Genomic DNA, 14,682 nt, shown 5'->3' with positions numbered 1-14,682 from the left:
CCGTCAACACCTACAGCGACATCGTCTTCGTCCCCGGCTACGCCAAGGGCAAGGCGCCGTACGGCCGCTACGCCGTCAAGGCGACCGTGACACCGCGCTCCTGGGCCGAGGACACCGTCAACGACGTAGCGGCGATGGTCGTCGCCACCCCCGCGTACGGGAAGCAACTCACCGACGCGGTGGGGGCGCAGAAGATCGCCTTCGGCCGTCCGGCCGGTTTGCGGGTCACCTCCTTCGGCTATCCGGCGACCACTCCCCAGCGGGGCGAGCAACTGCTGTACTGCGCCGGTACCACCCAGCAGGCCCCCGAGGGCGAGCAGCGCGTCCCGTGCGACCTCGGCGGCGGCGCGAGCGGCGGTCCCTGGCTCGCCGGCTTCGACTCCGCCACCGGGAAGGGCACCGTGGTGTCGGTCAACAGCCACGGCGAGGGCCACGGCGGCACCCCGATGTACGGACCGACGCTCGACAAGACCGCGAAGGCCGTCTACGACGCCGCCCAGCGCGGCTGAACGGCAGCCCGCCCCCGGACCCGGAAGCTGCCTGGCAACGTGCTCCATGCGGCCCCGCAGATTTCAGCGGGGCCGCTTGAACCTGCCCGAATCGCAGGCCCTGCGGCCCCGGGCACCGGACAGCGATCCCGGCGGGTCCGGACGCGGGACTGATCTTCGCGGCGTCAGTCGCGTGTCCCGGCAGGTCAAGCGTCCTGAACCGTCGGCTCAGGCAGCGGGGAGGCTCTCCTCGAACCATCCGTCCGTCACGGCCAGGTGCGCTCGACACGGTCGCGTCGTACCGCGTAGGCCGCGGGTCCGCCGCTGACCACCGCGCGATGGATCGCCTCAGGTGTGCGTCGAGCCGTTCGACCATCTCGACACTGCGCAGCTGCTGGTTGTCGAGGTAGAACAGCACCGCTTCCCGCTCAAGGACCGGCTCGATCTCCAGGTCCCGGCTCTTGATCCGGCCGTCTTTCGAGAGGGGCACCCACGACTGGTCGAGGCCGTGAGCGATCCACTCCTCGTCGGCCACGTCCTGTCCGTCGTGGGGGAAGACGTCGCCGATGCGGTGGACAGTCCAGCCGCACGCCCTCAGCCCCTCCGCGACCCGACGCCCGAGATTGCGGTCGAGAAAGAACTCAGGCGGCAAGGCGCACCACTGCCCGGCACAACGCGTCGACCTGCTCGGGCGTCATGTCGAAGTCGTAGGCGATGTCCTCGACGCTCTCCCCGGCCTCCCACAGATCGGTGATGGCATTGACCGCGACGCGATTGGCGGCCACGACGGGCCTCCCGTGTCCGAACCTCGGGTCGATCACGACGGGGACGGAGTCCGGGTACTGCCTGAGCCGCAGGCTGGAGGGGAAGTCGTCGTCGGGCTCCCAGGTCAGATAGCGGAGGTATCCGGAGACCACCTCATGGATGGGGGCCTGACCGTCCCGGGCCCTGCGGAGATCCCCGAGACCGTGCTCGACGAAGATGTCCACGCCGTCCGTCGCGATCCGCCGCGACACCAGGCCGTAAGGGGTGGCGAAGGCGTCCCGAACGGCGGCGGCCGCTTCCCTGATCTCGCTCATACGGAGCCCCAGGGAACGCAGGGAACGAAGCACGTGCGCCTCGGCCACCGCGATGAACGGCACCGAGGGCTGTCCCTTGCGCAGCGGCTCCACCTGATGGACCAGAGGCGCCCCGGCGGCCCTGCCCTTCAACCAGGAAGTGAGCGTCGACTGCGGGATCTCCAGGTAGGAGGCTGTTTCCGTGGGAGTCAGAAGTCCGTCCCTGAACCTGTCGACCATGTCCCACCTCCTCCTCTTCTGCCATACCCGGTACCGGGTTTCGCATCGTCGCACAACAAGGCTCCCACCAGAGGGCCGACGGCACTCCTGCCGACCGGCTCAGCAGGCCGCGCGGAGACGGGTCCCGGATCGGCAGTCCCGGCAACGGCCTGGTTCCGCCGCACGGAATCCCCGGTCGCAGCCGTCGCAGTTCCGCATGGGCACGACCGCCGGACGTACGGGGGGTTCCGCGATTCCGGCCGGTGCGGGCAGGGGAAGGGGGGTCTCCTTGAGCCGGTAGGCGAGGATGCCCGCCGGGCGGGTCAGGAAGTGGTCCGGGAGCCGTGCGGTGAGGTGGTCCGTGATGTGTGTGGGCAGGAGACCTGCCGCGAGCCACCGGGTGACGGCCGGGGCCAGGCGAGCGGCTTCCTGCGCGGACAGGACAAGGCGGGGGTCGACCCGGCGCAGGGCGGCGAGTACGGCGACGGCCTGCGGGTCGGCGTCGGCGAGCGGGGGCGGTTCCTCCGCCTCGGCCTGTGCGGGCGGGTGCATGGCTGCCGAAGCCGCGGGCTGCTTTCGGGGCCGATGCGGTTGCGGCGGCTCAGGAGACCCGTCCGGGTCAGGATCCGGATCCAGTTCCGGACCGCCGCCGGGGACGTCGTAGAAGTACGTCCGGGTACGGATCTGGCCGGTGGACGTTCGCTCTCGGCGGCGCTCCAGATATCCGGCGGCTTCGAGTTCCCTCAGCGCCCGCGAGATGAGGATCTCCCCCTCGTCGAAGTGCTCGCACAGGGCGTTGATCGTCACCGAGGAGCCGTCGCGCAGGGAGGAGATGTACGACGCGACGCCGACCGTGACCGCGCTGCCGCGCCGCTGGGCGAGGGCGTTGGAGATCACGGTGAAGTCGGCGGTCAGCCGGGTGCGGACATGGATCACGCCGGAGGTCGGGATTCCGGCGTCGGCGCGCAGGCGCGCGTTAGACTGCTGGTCAGCCATCGGGAAGGTATCGCTTCCTGGTTGGTCAGGCCCTCGTTCAGGATTGCCGTCCTGGCCGGGGGCCGTATCTGTTTGCGGTTGTTGCGGCGAACGTAACCGTCCGTATCCCGCCTCTGCAAGCCGGTCACTCGGACGGGTGACGCGGGCTTCGCGGCGGCTTCGCGGCCGGGGAGGGTGGGTGGGCGGGAAGTTCTTTCCCCCGGTTCTTTCAGGAGGTCAGCGGCCCGCCGGACCCTCGTGGACAAGGGTCCGGTGAGCCCGGAAGGTCGACGGCTGCCAGGGCCCGGCCGCCTCAGGGACGGTGGTGCCCGGCCTTCAACTCGCCTATGAAGGCTGCCCAGGAGACGGCGTCGAAGCACAGCGCCGGACCGTACGGCACCTTGCTGTCACGGACGGGGACGACGGCTTGGAACCCGTCGGTCACCTCCACGCAGTCGCCCCCCTCCTGATTGCTGTAGCTGCTCTTGCGCCAGGCGGCGCCGTTCAGATCGGGACGGGACCTTCGCTCCACGGTGGTTGTCCTCCATCACGGATCGGATCATGTCGAGTGACATGAGCGGGGGCAGAGCCGCCGCCCTCAGCCGATCGTAAGTCAGCGCGAACTCCCTGACCTCGTCCGGATCCTCGATGAGTTGGCCGTAGTGCGCGCCTTCCGTGTAGGCGATCTCCGAGCCGTCGCGCATGGTGAGCACCGTGAGCGAGCCGCCCATGACCTCGTGCTCGCCCTGGTCGAACGGCAGTACCTGCACCGCGATGTGCCGTTCCGCGGCGGTCCCGAGCAGCCGCGCCAACTGCTCACGCATCACCGCCTGCCCGCCGACCGGGCGCCGGAGCACCGCCTCGTCGAGGACCACCCATAGCTCGGGGCGGTCGGGGCCGACGAGACGCTCCTGCCGTCCCATGCGAAGGGCGACCCGCTCTTCCAACTGCTCTTTGCCGTCAAGGGTTCGACCGACGCTCAGTACCGCCCGCGCGTAGTCCTCCGTCTGCAGCAGACCCGGCACTACATGAGCCGCGTACTGCCTGATGGCCATCGCACGTTCCGAGTGCTCCAGAACCTCCGCGACCAGTCCGGGAACGCCTCCCGGTACACGTACGGCCACAATTCGATCAGCAGGTCGTCCGCACCGAGGGCCGCGTCCAGCGCACGCGCCAGTGCCAGCGTCGGCTTCGCTCCGGACGCCCGCTCGATCTGCGTGATCCGTGTGCTCACCACGTGTGTCCTGTGACCGAGTTCGGTCTGGGTCAGTCCGGCCGCCGTACGGAGCCTGCGTACCCGCGTACCGAACAGCGCCGCCATCGACGCGCTCGGGTCAATTTCGTTGGCCAAAGCGTCACTTCCGTTCCTTACGGGCTGAAAAGTAATGCTGTGTCACCTGTCGAGCGTAGGGCGATCGGACGACCCTTGGGCACGGAACGTGACGGCTCATACGCGTCGCGAGATGACTCGGATCGACGGACAAGGACGGAAAAGCCGTGCCGACAGGAACGACCGCACTGGGAAACGAGCCACGCGAACTACCTTCAGTCGCACAGCAGTTCGTCTCCTCGTCGCGAGGTGCGCAGCTCGCCCGGCATTTCGCCGTCCGGCGCATGGAGGAGTGGGGTTACCTGCCTGCGTCGGACACGTCGTGCACGGTCGCCCTCGTCGTCGGTGAGTTCGCCGCGAACGCCGTACAGCACGGCCGGGTTCCCGGACGGGACTTCGGCCTCCGGCTGGCCCTCGACCCGGCTGCGGGTCTGGTTCGTATCGAGATCATGGATGCCGCCTCCGAGAAGCGGCCCCCCATGGCCCCGCCCCCGTCGTACCCCGAGGGCGAGTCCGGGCGAGGACTGCTCCTGGTGGACGCCCTGGCCGTGCGCTGGGGAGCGGAGCCCCGTCGGCCTGTGGGCAAGACGGTATGGGCGGAGGTGACCCTTGGGGTGCCGACTCAGGGGTGAAACCGCTCAGCGGATCCGGGGCTTCGCCGTCGACCGCCCTGTGAACAGTTCCGCCTGCTTTTCGTCGGGCAGGTTGCCCAAGGAGATGAGGTGGGGGGCCTGGGCGTAGCCCGCCGTGCGGGCTGCCTCCTTCGCCGACCACAGGGCGCGTACCGTGCCCTGGACGCCGGTCGGCGGGTAGGCGGCGATGACGGCGGCGCAGGCCGTCGCCGCATCCGACGCGCCACCCGCAGGGGTGAGTTCGGAGACCAGGCCCACCTCGTGCGCCCGCCGTGCGGAGATCCGCTCGGCGGTCCCCATCAGCATCATCCGGGCCACCTCGCCGTACGGCATCCGCTGGGCCAGGAGTACGGACTCGTAGGCGCTGACCATGCCGTACGTGGTGTGCGGGTCGAAGAAGACGGCGTCGGCGCCCGCGACGACGAACTCGCACTCGCCGAGGAGGTAGAAGGCGCCTCCGCAGGCCATGCCCTCCACGGCGGCGATCACCGGTTTCCACAGGTCGGCCGACTTCGGGCCGATGGTGAGGAGGGGATCGTCCTGCATGTAGGGGGAGGTGGGTTGCGGGACCACCGCGTCCCGGTCCAGGCCGGTGCTGAAGGCCCGGCCGCCCGCGCCGGCCAGCACGATCGCCCGCACCGAGTCCTCGACGCGCAACTCCCGCCAGAGTGAGTGGAGTTCGGTGGCCATCGCCACGTCGATCGCGTTGAGGCGTTCCGGGCGGTCGAGGGTGACGGTCGCGACTCCGGTTTCCTTCGAGACCTCCAGGCGTACGGTCACGGCCGCTCCAGGGTCCACTGCGGCAACCCGTCCGCGGTGAAGGCCACTTGGACGCGGGCGCCGATGCGGATCCGGGCGGGGGGAAGGGAGTTGAGGGGGGCGCCCGCCTCGCGGACGAGGTTTCCCACCAGGCGGATCCGGGGTGCGTCGGTGAGTTCGACGACGATCACGTTGTAGGGGGCCTGCGCCGCGTAGTCGGGGAGGAGGGGCGGGTGCGGGACGACGTAGGACCAGATACGGCCGCGTCCGGACGTCGGGCGCCAGTCGGCCGCGAAGGATTGGCAGTGCGGGCAGCACGGCCGGGGCGGGAAGCGCGGCTCGGCGCAGTCGGCGCAGGTCTGGACGCGGAGTTCGCCCTGGGCGGCGTACCCCCAGAAGGGGGCGCCGTCGGCGTCGGCGATCGGGGTCAGCATGGTTCGGTCAGCTCCTCAGGAGGAGGGCGGAGGTCGGGACGCCCTCGCCGGCGGTGACAAGGCAGGTCGCGGCGTCGGGGACCTGGGCGGTGCTGGTGCCGCGTAGCTGTCTGACGCCTTCGTTGATCAGGTTGAAGCCGTGGACGTACGCCTCGCTGAGCCCGCCCCCGCCGGTGTTCAGGGGCAGCCGGCCGCCGATCTCCAGGGCGCCGCCCTCGGTGAACGCGCCGCCCTCGCCCCGGCCGCAGAAACCGTAGCCCTCCAGGGAGAGGGGGACGAGGGCGGTGAACGCGTCGTAGATCTGGGCGACATCGACCTCGGCGGGCGTGAAGTCCGCGTGTTTCCACAGGTGTCGGGCGGCGGACCAGGCGGGACCGGTGAGCGGGTCGTCGTTCCAGTAGTTGACCATGCCGTGATGCTGGGCGGGCAGGCCCTGCGCGGCCGAGTGGACGTAGACGGGCTTGTGGCGGCAGTCTCGGGCGCGTTCGCGGCTGACCACCACGCAGGCCAACGCGCCGTCCGTTTCGAGGCAGTTGTCGTAGAGGCAGAGCGGCTCGCTGATCCAGCGGGCGGTCATGTACATCTCGCGGGTGAGCGGGCGGTCGTACATGATCGCGGCGGGGTTCTGGTTGGCGCGGTTGCGGCAGGCGAGGGCGACGTTGAAGAGGTGGTCGCGGGTCGCGCCGTACTCGTGCATGTAGCGGCGGGTGAGCATGGCTATCTCGTCGGCGGGGCGGAGCAGGCCGAAGGGGCGGGTCCACTGGGCGGGGGTGGGGAGCTGGACGGCGGTGTTGGTCCAGGGGCGGGGGCCGCTGCCCCGTTTCCGGGATCGCCAGGCGACCCCCACCGTGGCCTGACCTGCGGTGATCGCCGCTGCCAGGTGGGCGATCGTGGCGCATGAACCGCCGCCGCCGTAGCCGACCTTGCTGAAGAAGGTGAGGTCGCCGAAGCCGACGGCCTTGGCCAGTTCGACCTCGTCCGTCTCCTCCATGGTGTAGGAGGCGAGCGCGTCGACCTCGCTCGGGTCGATCCCGGCGTCGTCCAGGGCGGCCAGGACCGCACGGCAGGCGAGGGTCTTCTCCGACTCGGGGAGGCGCTTGGCGAACGGGGTCTGGCCGATGCCGACGACGGCGGTGGCGTCCTTGAGGGTCACGCTGCACGCACCTCCACATGAACACACGGCGGCTGACAGTCCGTCAGGTTACCGCTAATCTGACGGGTAGTCAGCTAGTGGAGGGGGCTCGTGGTGCGCGGTGACGTGGAGTGGGGCAGCATTCCGGGACTGGTCCGTGCGGCGGCCGAGCGGTACGCGGACACCGAGGCGGTGGTGGAGGGCCGGACCCGGATCTCGTACGCCGAACTGGGCGCCCGCGTGGAGCGGGCGGCGGCGGCCTGTCTGGCGAACGGGGTGCGGCCCGGTGACCGGGTGGGGATCTGGGCGCCCAACTCCCTCGACTGGATGGTCGCGGCGCTCGGCGCGGTGTCGGCGGGAGCGGTGCTCGTCCCGCTCAACACCCGCTTCAAGGGCGCCGAGGCGGCGGACGTGCTGCGCAGGAGCGGGGCGCGGCTGCTGTTCGTGACGGGGACGTTCCTGGGGACCTCGTACGTGGCCTCGCTGCGGCGGGCGGTGGGGGAGGGGACCGGTGGCGGGCCGCTGCCGGGGCTGCCGGACCTGGAGCAGGCGGTCGTGCTGTCGGACGACGCCCCGGCCGGCTTCCTCACCTGGAAGGACTTCCTGGCGAGCGGGGAGGGTGTAGGAACGGAAGAAGTGCGGGCGCGGGCGGACTCGGTGCGGGGGGACTGGTCGTCGGATCTCGTGTTCACCTCGGGTACGACCGGGCGGCCCAAGGGTGCCGTGATCACCCACGCGCAGACGCTGCGGGCGTACGAGGTGTGGAGCGAGCTGGCGGGGCTGCGGCAGGGCGACCGCTACCTGATCGTCAACCCCTTCTTCCACACCTTCGGCTACAAGGCGGGCGTGATCGCCTGTCTGATGCGGGGCGCGACGATGATCCCGCAGCCGGTGTTCAACGTGGACACGGTCCTCGCGAACCTCGCGGCGGAGCGGGTGTCGGTCCTGCCGGGCCCGCCCACCCTCCACCAGTCCCTCCTGGACCACGCCTCGCGCGACGCGCACGATCTGTCCGCGCTACGGCTGGTGGTCACCGGCGCGGCGGTGGTGCCGCTGCGGCTCGTCGAACGGCTGCGGGGCGAGTTGGGGGTCGCCACGGTTCTCACCGCGTACGGGCTCTCCGAGGCGAGCGGCATCGTGACGATGTGCCGACGCGGGGACGATCCGACGGTGATCGCCTCCACCTCCGGGCGGGCGATCCCGGGGACCGAGGTACGGGTCGACGCGGCGGCCGGGGAGCCGGGGGAGGTCCTTGTGCGCGGCTTCAACGTCATGCGCGGGTACTACGAGGACCCGGCCGCGACCGCCGAAGTGCTCACGCCCGACGGCTGGTTGCGCACCGGCGACATCGGGGTGCTGGACGCGGCGGGCAACCTGCGGATCACCGACCGGCTGAAGGACATGTTCATCGTCGGCGGCTTCAACGCGTACCCGGCGGAGATCGAGCAACTTCTCGGCCTCCACCCGGACGTGACCGACGTCGCCGTCGTCGGCGTCCCGGACGCCCGTCTCGGCGAGGTGGGCAAGGCGTACGTCGTACGGCGGGCCGGCGCCCAGCTGACCGGCGACGACCTGATCGCCTGGGCGCGGCGGGAGATGGCGAACTACAAGGTGCCGCGCGCGGTGGAGTTCGTGGCGGAGCTGCCGCGCAACGCGAGCGGCAAGGTGGTGAAGGGGGAACTGCGGGGGCGAGCCTGACCGGCCGCCGCCCGACACGCGCCGGCCGCGGTGGCTCCCCTCCGGGCCACCGCGGCCGCGCTCTCCCGCCCGGGAGTGGGCGTCGCTACCCCGTCAGGGGCGCTGGGTGGACGCGTGTGCGTCCAGGGTGGTGAGTTCCTCGCCGGAGGCGTGGGCGTCCGCCGGCTTGAAGGGTTCGCTGGAGGCGTGCGCGTCCTGCACGGTGACCTCTTCGCCGGAGGCGTGGGCGTCCGCCGGCTTGAAGGGTTCGCTGGAGGCGTGCGCGTCCTGCACGGTGAGCTCCTCGCCGGAGGCGTGGGCGTCCGTCGGCTTGAGGTCCTGGCTGGTGTCGGCCATGGGCGGACTCCTGAAATGTGTGTGTAGCGGGATGGATCGGCCCGTCCGGCGGCTCCCCCAATGGGCCGCCGGACGGGCCTCGCAAGGCCGTTCACCATAGTGGTGCGGCCACAGTCCGACCCGTCTGCCCCCCGACGCGGCGGATCGGTACGGACGAGAGTGCCGGGGTGCGATAAACGAACGATGAACGGGCGTACGGGCGCTCTCGGTGCCCTTGGGTGTCCTCAGGCGACCGCGCTGGGTTCCAGGAGTGTGCGGACCTCCGCCGCCTCGGGAGACCCCAGGTCCTCGAAGACCGCCAGCGCGTCGGCCCAGCACGCCTGGGCCCGCCCCGGCATGCCCACGGCGGCGAGCCCGCGGCCCAGCACCGTGAGGATGTTGGCCCGCCGCCACTCGCCGCCGATGCCGTGGAGCACGGCGAGTGCCTGTTCGGCAAGGGCGGCGGCCTGGGCCGGCCGGCGGTCGGCCAGCTCCACCTCGGCCAGCCGGAACAGGGTCATGCCGTGCCAGAACTGCTGCCGGTTCTCGCGGAACGTCTCCAGCGCCTCGGTGAGGACGGAGTGCGCCCGGTCGACCTGACCGGCCCCGGTGAGGGCCAGGCCGAGCGCGTACTTGCCGTTGGCCAGCCGCAGCGCGAGGCCGGAGTCGGCCTCCTGGTAGAGCGCGATGCCCTGCTGGGCCAGCTCGACGGCGCTCGCGGTCCGCCCCGTCGCGAGGTGCACCCGGGACAGGTTGCACAGCGCGGCGGCCTCGCCGGGCTTGTTCTGGTCGGCCCGGAACGCCGCCAGGGCCTGGGTGAGATGCTCCTCGGCGTCGGTGTGCCGGCTCTCGTAGAGAGCGATGATGCCCCGCTGGTTCGGCGCCTGTCCGCACGCCACCGGGTCCTGGGCCAGCAGCCCCAGTTCCAGTGCCCGGCGGGCCTCGGCCTCGGACTCGGCGAACCGGCCGGACAGACTGTGCACATGGGTCAGCATGGTCCGCGCCCGGGACTCCGCGAGGTTGTCCCCGGCGGCCCGGGCCGACTCGCTGACCGCCGTAGCGGCCTGCGTGAACTGATAGGAGTTCGCGCCGGACTCTCCGAGGTCCACGGCGGCCATCAACAGATCGGCGGCCCGCCGCAGCATGCCCGTGGCCGCCGACTGGCGGGCGCAGGACAGCAGGTTGGCGGCCTCGGCGAACAGCCAGTCGAGCGCGGCCTGCTGGCCGGTGAAGGCCAGGCCCTCGTAACGGGTGGACTCGAAGTGGTCCAGGACCCGCTCGCCGGGGCGCTCCAGCGCGTACACCGCGGCGGCGGAGGCCAGATAGAAGTCCAGCAGCCGCGACAGCGCCTCCCCCCGCTCGCTGGACGGCTGTTCGTCCCGCTCCGCACACGCACGCGCGTAGAGCCGTACGAGGTCGTGGAAGCGGTAGCGGCCGGGCGCCGCCGACTCCAGCAGGGAGGTGTCCACCAGGGACTCCAGCAGGTCCTCGGTGTCCTCCGCGGGCAGGTCCAGAGCCGCCGCGGCGGCCGCCAGGGAGATGTCCGGGCCGTCGGCCAGGCCCAGCAGCCGGAACGCGCGGGCCTGGGCCGGCTCCAGCTGGCCGTAGCCCAGCTCGAAGGTGGCCTTCACCGCCAGGTCGCCCGCCTGGAGTTCGTCCAGCCGGCGCCGCTCGTCGGCGAGCTTCGCCGCCAGCACGGACACCGTCCAGGTGCGCCGGGCCGCCAGCCGGGACGCCGCGATGCGGATGGCCAGCGGCAGGAACCCGCACGCCGCGACCACGTCCAGGGCGGCCTTCCGCTCCGACGCCACCCGCTCCTCGCCCACGACACGGGTGAACAGCGCGAGCGCCTCGTCGGGCGCCATCACGTCGAGGTCGACCAGGTGGGCCCCTTCGAGGTCGACCATCCGGATCCGGGAGGTGACCAGCGCCGCGCAGCCCTCCATGCCCGGCAGCAGCGGCCGTACCTGCGCGGCGTCCCTGGCGTTGTCCAGGAGCACCAGCACCCGCCGTCCGTCCAGCACGGTCCGGTACAGCGCGGCCCGCTCATCGAGGGAATCGGGGATCGCCGAGTCCGCGGTGCCGAGCGCGCGCAGGAAGGAGCCGAGGACGGTCTCGGGTTCGACCGCCCGCGCTCCGGCGCCCTGGAGGTCCACGTACAACTGCCCGTCGGGGAAGGCCGGCCGGGCCTGGTGGGCGACGTGCACGGCGAGGGTCGTCTTGCCGACGCCGCCGATGCCGGCCAGCGCCGAGACCGCCATGACGCGGCCCTCCGCCGAGGCCAGCACCTCGCCCAGCTCGCGTACGAAGGCCGCGCGACCGGTGAAGTCCGGTACGGTCGCCGGGAGTTGAGCGGGCCGCGCCCGGGCCGCCGCCGGTTCCGCCACCGGCGCCGAGGGCGCGGCGAGCTCCGGGTCGGCCTGTAGGACGCGGCGCTGCAACTCCCTGAGCCCCGCCCGGGGTTCCACTCCCAGCTCGTCCGCGAGGAGCCGACGGGTGTCCGCGTACACCGCGAGGGCCTCGGCCTGCCGGCCGCTGCGGTAGAGGGCCAGCATCAGCAGCTCACGCAGGCGTTCGCGGAGCGGGTACGCGGCCGTGAGCGCGGTCAGCTCCGAGACCGCCTCCGTGTGGCAGCCCTGCTCCAGGTCCATGTCGAGGCGGGATTCGAGGAGGCCGAGCCGCCACTCCTCCAGACGGACCCGCTGGGCCTCCGCGTACGGCCCGGGTACGCCGGCCAGCGCCTCGCCGTCCCACAGGCCCAGCGCCCGGTTCAGCGCCTCCCGGGCCCGGCCGAGGTCCCCGGACGCCTTCGCCTTCTCCGCGTCGGCCGCCAGCTCCTGGGCCACCGCCAGGTCCAGGGCACCCTCGCGCAGTCCCCGTACGGCGTATCCGCCCGACTCGCTCACCAGGACGCCCGCGTCCAGCGCCTTCCGCAGCCGGGAGGCGTACGTCCGCACCGCCGCCAGGGCCTGCGAGGGGGACTCCTCGCCCCACAGCGCGTCGATCAGCTCGGCCGCCGTCGCCGTACGGCCCTCACGCAGCAACAGGGCTGCCAGCAGGGCGCGTTGCTGGGGGGAACCGGTGTTCAGCTGCTCCTCGCCCCGTCGTGCGCGCACCGGGCCGAGCACGTCGAAACGCAGGGCCCCCGAGTCCTCGCGGGAGTCGGGGCTCCGCTGTTCCGGCACGCGCGGGCCGCCGTGTCCTGCGCGGTCGTCCATCCAAGCTCCCTTAGACATCCGAATGACCCGTTCAGTTTGCCCTGTCCATGCCGGACCCGTCAGCCACGCGGAGAACGGATTCACGGCGCCACGCGGGAGTTCACGCGGTCCTCACATCCGGTAGGCACACGTCTCCACAGAGACGATCACCTCCCACCCGTTCTGATACACCCGCTAGCTGACGGACCGTCAGATCAGCGCTACCGTGCCCTCATGGAGACCACAACGGCGACAACAGCGGCGACAACAACAGAACTTCCGCGGATCATCTCCGTCGACGACCACACCGTCGAACCGCCCACCGTCTGGCAGGACCGCCTCCCGAAGAAGTACCTCGACACCGGCCCGCGCATCGTCCGCGCCCCGCTGAAGGAGATGACCTTCCTCGGCGGTCGCTTCAAGCCCGTGATGGGCTCCCCCGGCGACGACGGCCCGATCGGCGACTGGTGGGTCTACGAGGACCTTCAGCGTCCCCTGACCCGCCTCGACACCGCCGTCGGCTTCAGCCGCGACGAGATCAAGCTGGAGGTCATCACCTACGAGCAGATGCGCCCCGGCTCCTACGACGTCCCCTCCCGGCTCGCCGACATGGACGTCAACCACGTCCAGTCCGCCGTCTGCTTCCCCACCTTCCCGCGCTTCTGCGGCCAGACCTTCACCGAGGCCGCCGACCACGAGCTGGGCCTGCTCGGTGTGCGCGCCTACAACGACTGGATGGTGGAGGAGTGGTGCGGCCCGCAGGCACAGGGGCGCCTGATCCCGCTCACCCTCATCCCGCTCTGGGACGCCGAGTTGGCGGCGGCCGAGGTCCGCCGCAACGCCGAACGCGGGGTCAGGGCCGTCGCCTTCTCCGAGATACCCCCGCACCTCGGCCTGCCCTCCGTGCACACCGACTACTGGGACCCGTTCCTCGCCGCCTGCGACGAGACCGGCACGGTGGTCGCCATGCACATCGGGTCGTCCAGCCGGATGCCCTCCACCTCCGAGGACGCACCGCCGGCCGTCGGCTCGACGATCACCTTCGCCAACTGCTGCTTCTCGATGGTCGACTGGCTGATGAGCGGCAAGTTCGAACGCTTCCCCAACCTCAAGGTGATGTACGCGGAGGGCCAGATCGGCTGGATCCCCTACATCCTGGAGCGCGCCGACGTGGTCTGGGAGGAGAACCGCGGCTGGGGCGGCGTCGCCGACAAGGTCCACCGCCCGCCGTCCGAGACCTTCGCCGACCACGTCTACGGCTGCTTCTTCGACGACGCCTTCGGGCTGCGCAACCTGGACTCGATCGGCGTCGGAAACGTCCTCTACGAGACCGACTACCCGCACTCCGACTCCACTTGGCCCAAGTCGAGGGAGGTCGGCGAGGCGCAGATGGGTCATCTGGCGCCCGATGTGGTGGAGCGGATCGTGCGGGGCAACGCGATCGACCTGCTGGGGCTCACCCCGGACGGACTGTGGAGCCCGCGGTGACCCCGGGGAGTCTCGCCTACGGCATCCAGCTCCCGATCCAGTCCCAGTCCTCGCTCTACGCCGAACCCTGGGAGGCCGGCGCGGGAGGGGCCGACCTCGTGGAGATCGCGCGGGCCGCCGACCGGGCCGGGTTCGCCTACGTCGCCGTCTGCGACCACGTGGCGATCCCGCGCCGCCTCGCGGACGCGATGAGCACGGTCTGGTACGACCCGGTGGCCACCCTCGCCCATCTGGCGGCCGTGACCGAGCGCGTCCGGCTGCTCGCCCATGTCGCGGTCGTCGGCCTGCGCCACCCCCTCGTCACCGCCAAGCAGTACGCCACCCTGGACGCGCTCTCCGGCGGCCGGCTGATCCTCGGGGTGGGCGCCGGACACGTACGGGAGGAGTTCGAGGCGCTCGGTGTGGACTTCGAACGGCGGGGCGCCGTACTCGACGAGACGATCGACGCGCTGCGGGCCGCGCTGGGGGAGGAGGAGTTCCCGTCCCACCACGGCAAGCTGTACGACTTCGAGGACCTCGGGCAGCGGCCCCGGCCGGTCCAGGCGCGGGTGCCGCTGTGGGTCGGCGGCTCCTCCCCGGCCGCCGTGCGCCGGGCCGCGCTCAAGGGGGACGGCTGGCTGCCCCAGGGCGACCCCAGGGACCGGCTGCCCGCGCAGATCGAGACCCTGCGGCGGCTGCGGGGCGACGGCCCACCGCTCACCGTCGGCGCCATCACCGAGCCGCTCTACGTCGGCGCCCCCGACTGGGACGTGGGCCGCCGCACCCTCACCGGGCCGCCCGAGGCCCTCGCCGAGTCGCTGAGCGCCTACGGGGCGATGGGCGTGCACCAGATCCAGGTGCGCTTCCGCTGCCGGAGCCGCAGTGAACTCACCGACCAGATAACCGAGTTCGGCACGGAGGTGGGGCCGCTGCTGAGGGGTTCCTCGTGAAGGGCCCTTCTTGAAGGGCTCTTCTTGA

At 71.6% G+C, this 14,682-nt stretch carries 15 protein-coding genes and 1 pseudogene; 5 read left to right on the top strand and 11 right to left on the bottom strand.

Features of this window, described 5'->3' with window-relative positions:
- A partial coding sequence (locus ACFPIH_RS54730) for a trypsin-like serine peptidase (protein ID WP_385879348.1) occupies positions 1-509 on the top strand: 509 nt, incomplete at its 5' end.
- On the opposite strand, the gene ACFPIH_RS54725 is transcribed toward ACFPIH_RS54730, so the two are convergent.
- The 6 genes and pseudogenes from ACFPIH_RS54725 to ACFPIH_RS54700 all read right to left on the bottom strand — a co-directional run bounded on the left by ACFPIH_RS54725 (position 412) and on the right by ACFPIH_RS54700 (position 4,091).
- On the bottom strand, positions 412-1,140 hold the full coding sequence (locus tag ACFPIH_RS54725) for a PIN-like domain-containing protein (RefSeq protein WP_381176828.1): 729 nt from the start codon (positions 1,138-1,140) through the stop codon (positions 412-414). The two genes, ACFPIH_RS54730 and ACFPIH_RS54725, sit on opposite strands and share 98 nt — an antisense overlap.
- Complete coding sequence (locus ACFPIH_RS54720; protein WP_381176825.1) at positions 1,130-1,786, bottom strand: DUF433 domain-containing protein; 657 nt, start codon at positions 1,784-1,786, stop codon at positions 1,130-1,132. The genes ACFPIH_RS54725 and ACFPIH_RS54720 overlap by 11 nt, the downstream gene beginning before the upstream one ends.
- Before the next feature lie 99 nt (positions 1,787-1,885).
- Positions 1,886-2,761: a hypothetical protein gene (locus ACFPIH_RS54715; RefSeq protein ID WP_381176822.1), complete on the bottom strand. Its 876-nt coding sequence runs from the start codon at positions 2,759-2,761 to the stop codon at positions 1,886-1,888.
- Between the two features lie 292 nt (positions 2,762-3,053).
- On the bottom strand, positions 3,054-3,272 hold the full coding sequence (locus ACFPIH_RS54710) for a DUF397 domain-containing protein (RefSeq protein ID WP_381176819.1): 219 nt from the start codon (positions 3,270-3,272) through the stop codon (positions 3,054-3,056).
- Positions 3,273-3,354: 82 nt separating this feature from the next.
- Positions 3,355-3,795, bottom strand: a pseudogene (locus ACFPIH_RS54705) (DUF5753 domain-containing protein); the annotation flags it as partial.
- On the bottom strand, positions 3,765-4,091 hold the full coding sequence (locus ACFPIH_RS54700; RefSeq protein ID WP_381176816.1) for a helix-turn-helix domain-containing protein: 327 nt from the start codon (positions 4,089-4,091) through the stop codon (positions 3,765-3,767). The pseudogene ACFPIH_RS54705 and the gene ACFPIH_RS54700, both read right to left, overlap by 31 nt.
- A gap of 146 nt (positions 4,092-4,237) precedes the next feature.
- Between ACFPIH_RS54700 and ACFPIH_RS54695 the strand changes: the two genes are divergently transcribed.
- Positions 4,238-4,702 carry an ATP-binding protein gene (locus ACFPIH_RS54695; RefSeq protein WP_381176813.1) on the top strand — a complete coding sequence of 155 codons (465 nt, stop codon included), beginning with the start codon at positions 4,238-4,240 and terminating at the stop codon, positions 4,700-4,702.
- Between the two features lie 6 nt (positions 4,703-4,708).
- On the opposite strand, the gene ACFPIH_RS54690 is transcribed toward ACFPIH_RS54695, so the two are convergent.
- From ACFPIH_RS54690 to ACFPIH_RS54680, 3 genes are read right to left on the bottom strand one after another with little or no spacing between them, the layout of a single operon-like run.
- Positions 4,709-5,482 carry an enoyl-CoA hydratase/isomerase family protein gene (locus ACFPIH_RS54690; RefSeq protein ID WP_381176810.1) on the bottom strand — a complete coding sequence of 258 codons (774 nt, stop codon included), beginning with the start codon at positions 5,480-5,482 and terminating at the stop codon, positions 4,709-4,711.
- Positions 5,479-5,895, bottom strand: coding sequence for a Zn-ribbon domain-containing OB-fold protein (locus tag ACFPIH_RS54685; RefSeq protein WP_381176807.1), 417 nt, complete (start codon positions 5,893-5,895; stop codon positions 5,479-5,481). The genes ACFPIH_RS54690 and ACFPIH_RS54685 overlap by 4 nt, the downstream gene beginning before the upstream one ends.
- 7 nt (positions 5,896-5,902) lie before the next feature.
- Complete coding sequence (locus tag ACFPIH_RS54680; protein WP_381176804.1) at positions 5,903-7,048, bottom strand: lipid-transfer protein; 1,146 nt, start codon at positions 7,046-7,048, stop codon at positions 5,903-5,905.
- A 93-nt stretch (positions 7,049-7,141) separates the two neighbouring features.
- Here ACFPIH_RS54680 and ACFPIH_RS54675 point away from each other — a divergent pair, with 93 nt between their 5' ends.
- Positions 7,142-8,725, top strand: coding sequence for a FadD3 family acyl-CoA ligase (locus ACFPIH_RS54675; protein ID WP_381177296.1), 1,584 nt, complete (start codon positions 7,142-7,144; stop codon positions 8,723-8,725).
- 93 nt (positions 8,726-8,818) lie between these two features.
- Here the strand turns inward: ACFPIH_RS54675 and ACFPIH_RS54670 are convergent, their stop codons facing one another.
- Positions 8,819-9,061 (bottom strand): hypothetical protein, encoded by a 243-nt coding sequence (locus tag ACFPIH_RS54670; RefSeq protein ID WP_381176801.1) that lies wholly within the window; start codon positions 9,059-9,061, stop codon positions 8,819-8,821.
- Positions 9,062-9,285: 224 nt separating this feature from the next.
- A complete protein-coding gene (locus tag ACFPIH_RS54665; RefSeq protein WP_381176798.1) occupies positions 9,286-12,258 on the bottom strand; it encodes an SARP-family global regulator AfsR in 2,973 nt (990 codons plus the stop codon).
- Positions 12,259-12,471: 213 nt separating this feature from the next.
- Here ACFPIH_RS54665 and ACFPIH_RS54660 point away from each other — a divergent pair, with 213 nt between their 5' ends.
- Together ACFPIH_RS54660 and ACFPIH_RS54655 are read left to right on the top strand one after the other, a co-directional pair.
- A complete protein-coding gene (locus tag ACFPIH_RS54660; RefSeq protein WP_381176795.1) occupies positions 12,472-13,725 on the top strand; it encodes an amidohydrolase family protein in 1,254 nt (417 codons plus the stop codon).
- Positions 13,722-14,654 (top strand): LLM class F420-dependent oxidoreductase, encoded by a 933-nt coding sequence (locus ACFPIH_RS54655; protein ID WP_381176792.1) that lies wholly within the window; start codon positions 13,722-13,724, stop codon positions 14,652-14,654. Before ACFPIH_RS54660 ends, ACFPIH_RS54655 begins: the two co-directional genes overlap by 4 nt.
- Positions 14,655-14,682 lie beyond the last annotated feature (28 nt).

Source organism: Streptomyces vulcanius, assembly GCF_042653945.1.
Taxonomy (GTDB): domain Bacteria; phylum Actinomycetota; class Actinomycetes; order Streptomycetales; family Streptomycetaceae; genus Streptomyces; species Streptomyces mangrovi.
The sequence above is the reverse complement of the archived record's forward strand: the minus strand, read 5'-3'. Positions and strand labels throughout refer to the sequence as shown.